Origin of the sequence: Pseudomonas sp. 18058 (assembly GCF_902706155.1) — a bacterium.
In the GTDB taxonomy this organism is placed as follows: Bacteria; Pseudomonadota; Gammaproteobacteria; order Pseudomonadales; family Pseudomonadaceae; genus Aquipseudomonas; species Aquipseudomonas rustica.
On sequence record NZ_CACSJY010000001.1, the window covers coordinates 225,030 to 237,623 of the forward strand.

The 12,594-nt window shown below is 55.9% G+C and carries 10 protein-coding genes and 2 pseudogenes; 8 read left to right on the top strand and 4 right to left on the bottom strand.

What is annotated here, in order from left to right:
* Positions 1-196: 196 nt before the first annotated feature.
* Positions 197-931, top strand: a pseudogene (locus GVL50_RS29330) (MCP four helix bundle domain-containing protein); the annotation flags it as partial.
* A 378-nt stretch (positions 932-1,309) separates the two neighbouring features.
* Positions 1,310-1,816: pseudogene (locus GVL50_RS29335) on the top strand (methyl-accepting chemotaxis protein); the annotation flags it as partial.
* Here the strand turns inward: GVL50_RS29335 and GVL50_RS00995 are convergent.
* The 3 genes from GVL50_RS00995 to GVL50_RS01005 all read right to left on the bottom strand — a co-directional run bounded on the left by GVL50_RS00995 (position 1,813) and on the right by GVL50_RS01005 (position 4,539).
* Entirely contained in the window at positions 1,813-2,550 is a 738-nt protein-coding gene (locus GVL50_RS00995; RefSeq protein WP_159811433.1) for a class I SAM-dependent methyltransferase, read from the bottom strand. The pseudogene GVL50_RS29335 and the gene GVL50_RS00995 overlap by 4 nt on opposite strands.
* Before the next feature lie 107 nt (positions 2,551-2,657).
* Positions 2,658-3,167, bottom strand: a complete 510-nt coding sequence (locus GVL50_RS01000; protein ID WP_159811434.1) for a nucleoside deaminase — start codon at positions 3,165-3,167, stop codon at positions 2,658-2,660.
* Positions 3,168-3,198: 31 nt separating this feature from the next.
* Complete coding sequence (locus tag GVL50_RS01005) at positions 3,199-4,539, bottom strand: nucleobase:cation symporter-2 family protein (RefSeq protein ID WP_159811435.1); 1,341 nt, start codon at positions 4,537-4,539, stop codon at positions 3,199-3,201.
* 225 nt (positions 4,540-4,764) lie between these two features.
* Here GVL50_RS01005 and GVL50_RS01010 point away from each other — a divergent pair, with 225 nt between their 5' ends.
* Positions 4,765-5,679 (top strand): LysR family transcriptional regulator, encoded by a 915-nt coding sequence (locus GVL50_RS01010; RefSeq protein WP_159811436.1) that lies wholly within the window; start codon positions 4,765-4,767, stop codon positions 5,677-5,679.
* Positions 5,680-6,071: 392 nt separating this feature from the next.
* On the top strand, positions 6,072-6,434 hold the full coding sequence (locus tag GVL50_RS01015) for a DUF6124 family protein (protein ID WP_159811437.1): 363 nt from the start codon (positions 6,072-6,074) through the stop codon (positions 6,432-6,434).
* An 86-nt stretch (positions 6,435-6,520) separates the two neighbouring features.
* Here the strand turns inward: GVL50_RS01015 and GVL50_RS01020 are convergent, their stop codons facing one another.
* Positions 6,521-6,976 carry a GNAT family N-acetyltransferase gene (locus tag GVL50_RS01020; protein WP_159811438.1) on the bottom strand — a complete coding sequence of 152 codons (456 nt, stop codon included), beginning with the start codon at positions 6,974-6,976 and terminating at the stop codon, positions 6,521-6,523.
* Positions 6,977-7,184: 208 nt separating this feature from the next.
* Between GVL50_RS01020 and GVL50_RS01025 the strand changes: the two genes are divergently transcribed.
* From GVL50_RS01025 to GVL50_RS01040, 4 genes are all read left to right on the top strand, one after another.
* On the top strand, positions 7,185-7,856 hold the full coding sequence (locus GVL50_RS01025; RefSeq protein WP_159811439.1) for a lipopolysaccharide kinase InaA family protein: 672 nt from the start codon (positions 7,185-7,187) through the stop codon (positions 7,854-7,856).
* A gap of 285 nt (positions 7,857-8,141) precedes the next feature.
* On the top strand, positions 8,142-9,134 hold the full coding sequence (locus GVL50_RS01030; protein ID WP_256671796.1) for a DUF1254 domain-containing protein: 993 nt from the start codon (positions 8,142-8,144) through the stop codon (positions 9,132-9,134).
* 317 nt (positions 9,135-9,451) lie between these two features.
* A complete protein-coding gene (locus tag GVL50_RS01035; protein WP_159811441.1) occupies positions 9,452-10,918 on the top strand; it encodes a DUF1254 domain-containing protein in 1,467 nt (488 codons plus the stop codon).
* A gap of 146 nt (positions 10,919-11,064) precedes the next feature.
* Positions 11,065-12,549: a DUF1254 domain-containing protein gene (locus GVL50_RS01040; RefSeq protein WP_159811442.1), complete on the top strand. Its 1,485-nt coding sequence runs from the start codon at positions 11,065-11,067 to the stop codon at positions 12,547-12,549.
* The last annotated feature ends 45 nt before the right edge of the window (positions 12,550-12,594 follow it).

Sequence of the window (12,594 nt, forward strand, 5' to 3'; positions counted from 1 at the left end):
ACGAGGCCGCGATCGGCAGGCGTGACCGTGCCCGGCGGATGGCCGGCACGAGTATCGATCGCAGCTGTTTTTAGGGTTTACCTGATGTTTCTGGCTTCCGTGGGCCGCTAACGTGGGTGCGTAGCTAACCTACCCCACCCTCGGCCGATCGCGGGCCATGGAAACTGTCAATTTATACTGGATCTCTAAAAAAATGATGATCAGACGCATACGGCTAAGCGCACGCGCCACCCTTTGCTTTGGGGTGATCAGCCTCTTGTTGATGTGCATGGGCGGTCTGTCCGCCTGGAAAATGTCGGTCATTGGCGCGCAGGCAAAAAGGCTGGAAGTCGACTGGCTGCCGAGCATTCAGGCGTCTGCGTTGATAAAGTCGACCGCCTACAACGTCCGCCTTGCGCTGACAAACTTCATTGTTCAAGGGGCGAACGATAACGGCGAGTCCCGCGCCAAAGTCATCGAGTTGGAAAACAAACTCGATGAAGTGACCCGTAACTATGACCCCAATGTTTCTTCGCCGGCCGAGCGCGAAAAATACGAGAAAGTCCAGGCGCTGGTAAAAAACTACCACGACAAAGTCGAAGTCTTGCTGGCGCAGGCGGACAAGCAATCCCAGGCAGACTCTTTTGCCTATATACGCGCCGTCACCGCTCCTTTAGCGGTGGATTTGATGGACGGTATCGATACGTTGGCCGGCGTTAACACCGCTGGCGCTGCCACATCGGGCGTCGCCGCACGCGCTGCGTTTGAAAGCGGTCAGATGTGGGTGATCGCGATCATCATCATTGGCTTGGCACTCACGGTGTCGATCGCCATCTTCTTTACCCGTAGCATCGTATTGCCGATGCAGGCACTGCTGAACGTCAATCAGAAAATTGCCGAAGGCGATCTGCGCGGCAACGTGGAAGTGTCAGGCGCGGATGAACTCACGGCGCTGCAACAGTCAGCCGCGACCATGCTGAGCAACCTCAAAAGCACGATCAATCACATCTCCGAATCCTCTTCGTTGCTGGCCTCGGCGGCTGAAGAAATGAGTGCGATCACCGAAGAGTCGAAAAGCGGCATACAACGCCAGAACGTCGAGACCGAACAAGCAGCAACGGCCGTCAACGAGATGACCGTGGCGGTGGAAGATGTTGCGCGCAATGCCGTGTCGGCCTCCAAGTCCACTCAGCAATCCGGCACAGCCGCACAGACCGGTCTGGATCGGGTCTCGCAGACCATTTCGTCGATTGAGAACCTCGCCGGTGCGGTCGGTCAGACGAGCAACGACCTTGAGCAATTGGCACAGCAAACCCAAGGCATCAGAAAGGTGCTGGACGTGATCCGGGCGATTGCCGAGCAGACCAATCTGCTGGCCTTGAACGCCGCGATTGAAGCCGCGCGCGCGGGCGAACAAGGCCGGGGTTTTGCCGTGGTCGCCGATGAAGTCAGAGCCTTGGCTCACCGCACACAGGAATCGACTCAAGAAATCGAGCAAATGATGAGCGGCATCCTCGCCGGCTCGGACAAGTCCGTGTTGTCGATGCAGCAGAGCAGCGCCGAAGCCATCAGAACCCTGGAAATTGCCCGTCAAGCAGGTCAGGCGATCCGCGATATCTCCGCTGCGGTGGCTGACATCAACGAACGCAACCTGTTGATCGCCACGGCGTCCGAGCAGCAGGCACACGTTGCCCGATCCGTAGATCAGAATTTGATGAGCATCAAGGATTTGTCGATTCAAAGCACATCGGCGGCTGATCAAACCTCGATTGCCAGCAATGAACTGTCGAAGCTGGCGATCGGATTGAGCAAAGTGGTATCGCGGTTTACGGTTTAATCGGCGCGCTTTTCGAAGGTTCGCGGTTGCTCTTCCTTAACCGTCAACCATGCCCCCCAGAATAAACTGCTGAAAAATCGCGTCGCCTGAGCAAAACCCGCCTCCTGCAACAACGCCTGAACCGCCGCCTCAGAGTGCGGCGGATCAGCCCCCTGAAGAATTTTCCCCAGTTTTGCGCTCACCTCCTCCGCACTGGCACCCTGCTGCCGCCAGCGCTGGCCCCACGCTTGCAGCATCAACGGTTGGCTTTTGTAGGCGTAATGATTGCCGGCCACAATCAGCGGTGCGCCGGGTTTGAGCCGAGCCTCAATCGATCGCAAAATTTCGCATTTGGCCTCGTCGCCATTCAGGTGATGCAGCACACCGATGAGCGTGGCCGCATCAAAGGATTCGTCCGCCGGCAAATCATCGACATGACCAAGATGAATCTCGGTTCTGTGCAGCACATCGTTTGCCTGTAGCTGTTGCACGGCGGCGTCCAGCATCGGCTCGGAAGGATCGACTGCAGTGAAATGCCAGTCCGGCTCCAGTGCCGCCATCGCAATGATTTCCTGTGCGGTACCGCCAGCGCCGACCACTAGAATTTTCGCCGGGCGTGATTGGCCAAGACTGGCGGCCAGCATGCACGCAGCCAGATCATGGCAGGCGTCATAACCGGCCAAAGCGATGCGGCTTTGCTTCGCGTATTCACTGGCGCGGGAGTTGTCGAATTTTTCAGATGAGGATGATTTCACTGGCAGGTCTCCATGTCCTTTTTCCGCAAATTACGCCGGCCAGTGTGACAAGAGAAATTCAATGATTTCATGCACTGCATTCCCGACGGGAATGCAGTGATCCATCGTTACGACCAGAAGCCCTTATGCGGCTCAGCCGCCTCTCCCTCCAGCATCGGCCCCAATACACTGACCTTGCGCTGCCCCTTGGCAAACACCTCACGGCACGGCAGCGAGAACGTCGGGTTCTCCGGATGGTCACCCGTCAGTCCCAATAACGCGTGCTCCGACAATGCATAAACCACACGACCGATGCCCGTCCAATACACCGCGCCAGCGCACATGCAGCAAGGTTCGGCGCTGGTGTACAGCGTGCACAGTTCCAGCTCTTGCGGCGTCAGCAACCTGGCCGCAGCAGCCGCCGCAACCAGTTCCGCATGCTGAGTCGGATCGCCTTCCGGCGGCATCGAGTTGTTCCCCGCTTCGACGATCACTTTGCCGTTGCGGTCGGCGACCAACGCAGCAAACGGGTGGCGGCCACGCTGTTTCGAGGCCTCGGACAAGGCGATGGTCTGGCGCAGCAACGCCAGATCGAGATCGCTGACGCCTGCTGGAATGAGCTGAGTGAATTGATTCATGGGTAACTCCTGGGCAGTGGAAAACAAAATGTCAGTCGGCCAATTCAGCCGATGCAGCGCCGATGGTTTCGGTCGATTTTTTTTCATTGTTGAGCAGAATATTGAGCACGATGGCGGTGATCGCACCGAGAAAAATGCCGCTGTCGAGCACCAGTTTCAGCGTCGGGCCGACGTGTTCGAACAGCGCCGGAAAGGACATCGGCAGCACGCCGACACTCACCGACACGGCGACGATGATGCCGTTGCGAGTGCCCTCGAATTGCACCCGCGACAGCTCCTGAATACCCGCCACCGTGGTCATGCCGAACATCACGATCGCGCAGCCACCGAGCACCGGTGTCGGCACCGCCGCGATCAACGCGCCGAGCTTCGGGAACAAGCCCATCAGCACCATGATTGCCCCGGCCGCCGCAACGACGAAGCGGCTCTTCACGTTGGAAAGCGCAATCAAACCGGTGTTTTGCGTGAAGGCGTTGTACGGAAAACTGTTGAACAAGCCGCCGAGCATGGTCGACAAACCATCGGCGCGGAACGCGTTGCCGAGGGTCTGCTGTGTGGTTGGTTTGCCGGTCAATTTGCCGATCGCCAGGCAGTTGCCGGTGGTCTCGGCCATGATCACCAGCATCGCCAGAGTCATGATCAGAATCGGCACCGGCGAAAATTCCGGCGCACCAAATGCCATCGGCGCACTCAGTTCGAACCACGCCGCTTCGCTCACCTTACTGAAGTGGGTCATGCCGCACGCCGCCGCGATCAGGCTGCCGACGAATAAGCCGATCAGCACGCTGAGGTTGCCGAGGAATCCCTTGAATTTGGCGTAGATCACCAGCGTCACGCTGACCGTGGCCAGGCCCAGCAACAGATTGGCGGGGTTGCCGAAATCCGCTGAATCAGGATTGCCACCGCCCAACCAGATCGCCGCCGCTGGCATCAGCGAGATACCGATAATGGTGATCAAACTGCCAATCACCACCGGCGGAAAGAAGCGCAGCAGTCGGCTGAACACCGGCGCCAGCGCGATGGTAATAAACCCCGCCGCGATCACCGCACCGAAAATCTGGCTGAGCCCGAACTCCTTGCCGATCATGATCATCGGCGCCAGCGCAATAAACGAGCAGCCCTGAATCAGCGGCAAACGCGCGCCGAATTTCCAGAAGCCCAAAGTCTGAATCAACGTTGCCACACCGGAGGTCAGCAGGTTGGCGTTGATCAGCAACACGACCTGCGCCGAGGTCAGCCCCATCGCACTGCCGAGAATCAGCGGCACCGCCACCGCCCCCGCGTACATCACCAAAACATGCTGCAAGCCAAACGTGAACAACTGTCGCAGCGGCAAAACCTCGTCCACCGGATGAATGCGTTGTGTGGTCATTTCACACGCTCCTGAAGGTGCGGCATTTGTTGAGATCGCGGGCATTCTCAGGGGCGTTTGAAGGGTAGAACCGCCCCGGAGATCGTTTGACGCGGGGCCATAGTTGAACGTTTATAGCGATGAAACAAATTAGCAACCATCGCTTTTTTCGATGGCGCGAACGCGGCGAAATCGGTTATTGATGACGCAGTTTCACCCCTCTTCTTCGACCCGGGAGTTCACTGCTTGCGCTTCTCACTCGATCAACTGTTGATGTTCGTCCAAGTGGTCAAAAGCGGTTCGTTCTCCGCCGCCGGGCGCAAGCTGGGCAAGACGCAATCGACCATCAGCGCGGCGATTGCCAACCTCGAAACCGATCTTGGCGTCGACCTGTTCGACCGCAGCAGCCGCAGCCCCACCCTCACCGCCAGCGGCCACAAACTGCTGATCCAGGCCGAAGCCGTGCTCGAACGTTGCATGACCTTCGAAGCCCACGCCGACTGCCTCTCGGACAACGTCGAACCCAGTCTGACGCTGGCAATCGAAACGCCGTACGGCCCGATCATGCCGGTGCTAAAAGCCTTCGAGCAGGCCTTCCCCTTCGTCGACCTGATCATCCGCCACCCGGTGCACGGCGACGTCAGCGAACTGGTCAGCAGCGGCCAAGCCGTGCTCGGCGTCGCCTTCTCCCAACCGGGCTACCCAGAGGAACTGGCGTTCCAGCAACTGGGCAAACTGATCATGCTGCACGTCTGCCACCCGAATCACCCGCTGGCGCAACTCGACAACGTCACCTTCGACGACCTGCACGTCCACCGCCGCCTCGCCTTCAGCGCCCACGCGAGCAAACTGCCCAGCAGCGAATACCTGCGCTCGACGCAGTTGTGGCAAGCGGAAAGTTATCTGGCGTTACTGGAAATGGTGCGCGCCGGACTCGGCTGGGCCACCCTGCCCCGGCAGCTGATTCAACGTGAACTGGCCAAAGGTGAATTGGTCGAGTTGCAGCTCACGGCGTATCCGCATACGGACTGGCAGATTGGCGTGGATTTGCTCTGGGCGCGGCAACGTCCGCTGGGCAAAGCGGAGCGTTGGCTGAAGGAGAAATTGCAGGGGAACAAGGTGTATGAGCTGGATCGGAATGGGCAGATTACGACGCTTTGACGGGGTTGTGGTTCGGCTGAGTAGGAGTGTGTTTAACGTTTTTCGCGTCGTGTTTAAGGACACTCGGCGTTACGCCCGAAAGGCTACAACACCTTGCGCCTTTGCCTACGACTACGCCAGAATCCGCCGGCTTGTGCGCCTGGAGCGCGGGTTCTATCGTGGGTCGGTCACTGAACACAGTGATCGGGTTTGGTAGCCCGCTACTCCACATGGCGTATCGCGTCACCTAACGCAGATGCTTTCTCGCATCTGCTTGATGGTGGCCATGCGCAGGGCGTCTTCGGGCGCGCCGGTTTTTTCCATGTGGGCCGGTCTACCAACCTTCGTATGGCCGCCACCCCTCGTTTGGTAGCGAGAGTGATGGCTCTCTAAACACACGTGGAGTTTCATCAATGTTCAAACCAACACCAAACCCACCGCAAACCGATTCGGTCTCACCTTACGAATCGCTCGATTCAAGAAAGCTTCACGACGCAGCTGAACGTGCGCTCGATCATTACCTCAACCCGACTGCGGCGATCATGGCTGCGCCGTATCAGGCGAGTACGATGTTTTTGGTGAATCCGGAAACGGACACCGAGTCATTACTGGTTAACGCATCCGAATCACTGGCCTCGGCTCCCATCATGCTGGGCGATGTCGCGGGGTTGGTAGATGGCCCGATTCGCAGGACGTTGCTGGGCATTGCGCAGGTGGTGATGCTTGGAGAATTGGCGGTGAATCGGGCGTTGGACAGGGTTGAAGTTACGGACTGAGTAACTCGTTCAGTGGCGACTTGCCGTCGCCACTTCAAGCCTTTTTAGCCGTGATACCGATCGTCATTTGAGTTCATACAGTCAAGCTACACATCCAACGTCTTCGACATGATGATCGTGCGCTCGGACTCGTGAAATGCGTCTCGGATTTTTATAAAGCCTAGCGAAGCATAAAAGCCCTCAGCCGTGATCGAAGAAGGGACACGCAGCAGGTTGCGCCCTTCAGCAATGGCGCTTGATTGAATGCTTTTCATCAGCTGTCTCCCGATGCCCTTCCCTTGATAAGCCGGCTCGACAAACACACTTCGAACAACGTCCTGATCAAGACTGGCCGTTGCAACAATACGATTTTCAAGTAGGGCGACGAACACCTGACGCTGCGTCATCAAACAGAGGATTGCTTGTGGAGAAAAGCTTCGCTCCACTTGGTTGATGATTTCGGCTGAATAGTCCTGAGCATTGGACTCGCGAAGGGTACCAATGATGACTTGGCTGATGGCGGCAGCGTCCGCTTTCATTGCGATTCGAATCAGGCACTCCATTCAAGCAACTCCTTCCGTGATGTCTTGAGACTTGTGAGTATCCCCCCATTGCCCATATTCGCCACGTAGTTGCGTAAAAGCCAAAACCAAGCACTAACATCTGCGAATGACGGGGAACTATTGACGTCCACCAATAGACTGAGGTGCTATTGCGACCATAATGCAACCGTCGCAAGCAAACAGATTTCTACAATAAATGGAGCACACAATGGGCCGGGTACGCGATGAGTTTGAATTCTGGTGGGGTACGTCGGGGTCGTGGGTTGAACCACCGAATGTGCGCCGGAGCGGCACCAGCGGCGTCCAACTGATCGTTCACGATAACAGGACGTTCTTCGTGAAGCGTCAGACCGGTCACCTGTTTCGCAGTCTCCGCTACCCCACTGGACGGCCCACCGCTCTGCGCGAAGGTATTGCCCTTTCCAGGCTCGAGGAACTGGGCGTGAACGCGCCACGGCCGGTGTTTTACGGTGCGAGAAAAGTCCAAGGCACTTGGCAAGGTGTTTTAGTTACCGAAGACCTCGGTGGCTTCATCGATCTGGATACCTGGTATAGCCAAGGCGCTGCAAGCATGTTGACGACAGAGCAGCATCAGCGACTTTTTGAACGTTTAGCGCAAATGCTGGCGCGGATGCACTCAGGCAAATGGCAGCACGGTTGCATGCGTTCCAAGCACATCTTTATCAAGGCATCGATTACCGACGCAGACTTCGACTTCGAACTGGCGTTGCTCGACCTGGAAAAATCTCGCGGTCGCGCCACGGCCATGGGCGCAGCGCGTCACGATATTCCTCAACTCAGACGGCATTCTTTCTGGGATGAGTCGCAGTGGCAGCATTTCCTTTCCTACTACGAGCAAGCCATCGGCAGAACCATGTAAGCAGGCGCGTTTGTAGCGTTCAGCAGGCGAACCCATTGCAACTCTCGTCGGGGCTGCAACAACCTTGAGAACGAGGTTCGCTTTGGCAGGAAGAAAAGCTGGCAGCCAAATTTGGCTGTCAGCGACTGGCTGCTTTCGGCCATAAGCGGACATTCGACAGATCGCGACTATGTGTTGTCGAGAGGTGCAGGTAACTGCTAAATAGAACGTGTTTACTCGCGAACTGAAAGGAATCGTATGAAGCAGATAGCAATGCTGGCCCTCTTCATCAGTGGTGCCGCCGCCATGACTGATCCGGTTTATGCCTTAGAGAAGGCGACAGACACAGCAGTTACGCCAGTCACAGTCGATAACTTCGTGAGGGCTGAGTCGGACACGTACATTGAATCCATGGCAAAGGAAGGTGGACTGGGCAAGCTCTATCATCGCCGCGAACCAGCATCTATTGATAAACAGACCGTTATTCGCCTCAATCGCGACACGCTTTATACCTCAGGGGTCTTCGATCTTGATGCGGGGCCGGTGAACATTACGCTACCTGACCCAGGCAAACGCTTCATGTCGTTGCAGGTCGTCAATCAAGATCACTACACCCCCAATGTCTTTTACGGCGCGGGATCCCACACACTAACCCGCGAAAATGTCGGTACACGTTATGTGTTCACCGCTATCCGTACGCTGGTAGATCCCAACAACCCAGACGACATCAAGCAAGTCCACGCTTTGCAGGACGCGATTAGCGCCAGCCAAAAGAGTCCCGGTGCTCTGGAGCTTCCTCACTGGGAGGCAACCAGTCAGAAGAAAGTGCGTGATGCGCTATTGGTTCTCTCATCGACGATCACTGATTTCAAGAAAGCTTTCGGCACACGAGAGGAAGTTGACCCCGTTCACCATTTGCTGGGCACCGCTGCGGGCTGGGGGGGCAATCCGGACAAGGATGCAACCTATCTGAGCTTCGCCCCTACTAACAACGACGGAAAAACGAACTACCGCCTTACCGTAAGGAATGTGCCTGTTGATGGCTTCTGGTCTGTCAGCGTTTACAACGCACAGGGATATTTTGAAAAAAATGCTGCCAACGCGTACACCCTGAATAATCTTACCGGTAAAAAATCGGATGACGGCTCAATCACCGTTCAATTCGGCGGGTGCGACTCGAATCCAACAAATTGCTTACCAATTATGAAGGGCTGGAACTACACGGTTCGCCTCTACCGGCCAAGGCAAGAAATACTCGCAAACACTTGGAAGTTTCCTGATCCGCAACCAATCAAATAAACAGTCACATGGAGCTATTGCATCGGTCTGCCATGGGGCAAAAACGGTGGTTGATGACGGTCTGCTTCTGGCCGACTTCTGCCTATTGTGACGGGCAGCAGACGGCCAAAATCAGCCGCTCATGACCCACCGCTTTCACCCTAAGCAGCGACAAAAGTAAACATTTATCAGACCTCTTTCTTGCGATATGAAACCTGCGATCTAGACTCCTACGGATTGCTCGGAACACGAGCAAATGCTGGCTATTGGCCGCGAGCGGCTGCTCCTGTATTCGACTCTGTGTCGCGGCAGTTTCAAACCATGCAAGGAAGTCGACGATGACCCATGCTTTAAAAGCACTTACATCAGCCATGGTGGTTCTGGCGTTTTGTGCTCCCACGATTCACGCCGAGAATCAAGCTCAAGTCAGTCCTGAGAGCCTTACACAGCCCACTAGCGATGTGAATATGCACCCCGAGTACGCCAAGACCATCGCGCGTATGGCCTACGTCTGGGGATGGCCGATGGTGAACATGCTCAACCGCAGCCAGACCATCACCAAGGCGCCTAAACCCGGCCTGCTGGGAGGCATTCTGCCGGTAGCACCCTTCGGTTACGTCTCGATGTTGCATGATTACATTGTACCGTCGGAGACTTTCGTGACATGCCCGAACCAGGACGTGGCTTATGGCTTGGGTTTTTTCTCGTTGGACGAGCAACCTGTTATCGCCCAGGTGCCGGATTTCGGTGAACGCTTCTGGGTCTATGCCCTGTATGACCAGCGTACTGATCAGTTCGGTGAAGTCGGTAAGCCGTACAACACGAAACCAGGTTTCTATCTGTTGGTCGGGCCCAATTGGAAGGGTGAGAAACCTGAAGGCGTCGAGGCCATTGTTCGCAGTCCCACGGCGTTGGCCAACGTGATACCACGCGTGTTCATGGACAGCACGCCGGAAGACCGCGAGGCCATTCAGGAGAAACTCAACCAGGTTGTCTTCTACCCCCTCAGTGATTTCGACGGAAAAATGAAAACCGTTGACTGGAAAAAATCACCCACTATCCCTAACCCGAATGCTGCCTCTGCCAGTGCCGGTGAAACCAAATGGGTCGTCCCCGAAAAATTCTTTGATGAGTTCCCGCAAATACTGAAGACGGTTCCGCCGCTACCGGGCGAAGAAGCGCTCTACGCTCAGTTTCGGCAGTTGATGGATGCCGCAGCCAAGGATCCTGCGATCAAGCAGGCAATCGTAGACGTGGCCACGCAAACCGAGCAGGAGGTGATCAAGCCGTTTTTCCAGTGGAAGCACAATGGTCGTCCGGCGGGCAATGGCTGGAACCGCTCCGCCAACAATGCTCAGTGGGGCGTGGACTATTACAACCGCACCGGTACGGCCAAGTCGAACATGTTCGACAACCGACCTACTGAAACTCAGTATTTTTACAGCGATCTTGATGGCGCCGGTGCGCAGCTTGTTGGTAGCCATAGTTACGAAGTTACCTTCGCCAAAGGGCAAGAGCCACCGGTACAGGGTTTCTGGTCACTGACACTTTATAACCAGCATCACTTGTTCAGCGACAACCCGCTCAAACGTTATTCTCTGGGAACCAAAAACAAGGATCTGAAGCGTAATGCCGATGGTTCGCTGACGCTGTACATCAGTCCGGCATCACCAGGCAAAGACAAGGAAACCAATTGGTTGCCTTCGCCGAAAGAGAACATTTCTTTGTACATCCGTGCGTATTGGGGAGAGCAAGCCATCCTTGACGGCAGCTGGAAGCCTCCGGTTATCAAGAAAGTAAAATGATGCAGGCTCGCTAGTGGCGGTCATCCCATTCGCTAGCGAGCCTAACAACTTTGGCTCGGACTTTTCATTGTTGTCTCGATTGTATTTACGCTCTTAACAGTTCCGTCTACTGAGGCTGTTTCATCTATCAGCAAGGAAGTCGACAAATGATTTATGCACCCAAGGCACTGTCCGCTATATCCCTTGCGCTGCTAGTAAGCATTCCCTTCGCTCAAGCCGCAGATTCTGCACCGGCTTCACCTTTGATCAAGCAGATTAACAACGGTAACTGGCTCGATCCAAAGGAAGCAGAAAGCCTGCGAGATGAACTGTATTACCAGCGTGCCGTGCATGCCTACATGACCATGCTGCCAGCGCTCAATGTCATTGGCTTGCGTGACGGATCGGAGAAAGCGTTCGGAAGCGGCTACAACGTGCTGCCAATCTGGAAGCAGCGTATGGATTCACGCGCCATGGTGCCGACACCGAATGCTGACGTGATTTATTCCATGAGTTATCTCGATCTGAAGAAGACCGGGCCGCTAGTGGTCAAAGCGCCGGCGAACGTCATCGGTATGTTCACCGACTTCTTTCAGCGCACCCTCACAGACGTGGGGGCGATTGGGCCGGATCGTGCGCGAGGTGGCCTGTATCTGACCCTGCCGCCGGACTACAACGGGCCAGTACCGGCGAGTTATTTCGTGGTCAAGTCGCGCACTTATAACGTATTCCTCTTCTTCCGCACCGTCATGGCAAAGGGCGAGGGCAAACCGGATCCGGCACCGGCGGTCAAGGCGGCTGAAAGTACCCGCGTCTATCCGCTGGCGATGACTGAAAAGGACGTCAAGCCCATGGAATTCCCCGACGCTAGTGGCAAGTCGTTGAACATGATGTACCCGACGGACAACGAATACTGGAGCAAACTGAAAGCGTTCGTCGACTACGAGCCGGTGGAGGCTATTGATCCGGAGTTGCGCGGTGTGCTGGCCTCAATCGGCATTATAAAAGGCGAGCCATTCAACCCGTCCGAAAATCAAAAGGCTCTGTTGAAAAAAGCGGTAGAGACTGCGCCGAAAATGATACTTGCGAACCGTCAATTGGGCCGCGAGGACAAGCGCAATCTCTACTACAAGGATCGCCAGTACGAAAATACCTGGGCGGGCGGCACAGCGGAGTGGATGCAGGACAGCTACCTGGACGTGAGTCAGCGCGCCAACTTCTTCCAGTTCGCCTATTCATCAGCCCCTGCGATGGTGATGCACACCACGGGTGCCGGTTCCAAGTACCCGTTCACTGCGCGCGACAAGGACGGCAAGTTTCTGGAGGGCGCGAGCACATATAAGTTGCGACTCCCGCCAAACGCACCAGCGGCGCTGTTTTGGGCCGTTACTGCCTACAACATCACCGACGGAACCATGCCGGAAACCAAGCAGCTGATGCCGTCTACCAACGGTTATTACGACATTCCCAAGCAGCCGGATGGCTCCATCGAAATCTGGTTTGCGCCTGAAAAACCCGCTGATATTGCAGATACCGCATTCATTCAGACCATCCCTGGCCGTAACTTCCTCGTCGCTTTGCGCCTGTATGGGGCGGAAGACGCGTTCTACGACCAAACTTGGAAGCCGGACGATGTAGTCAAAGTGAATTAACGATCTCACGGGAAAAGAACAGGTATCTACGCTTTCCATTTACTG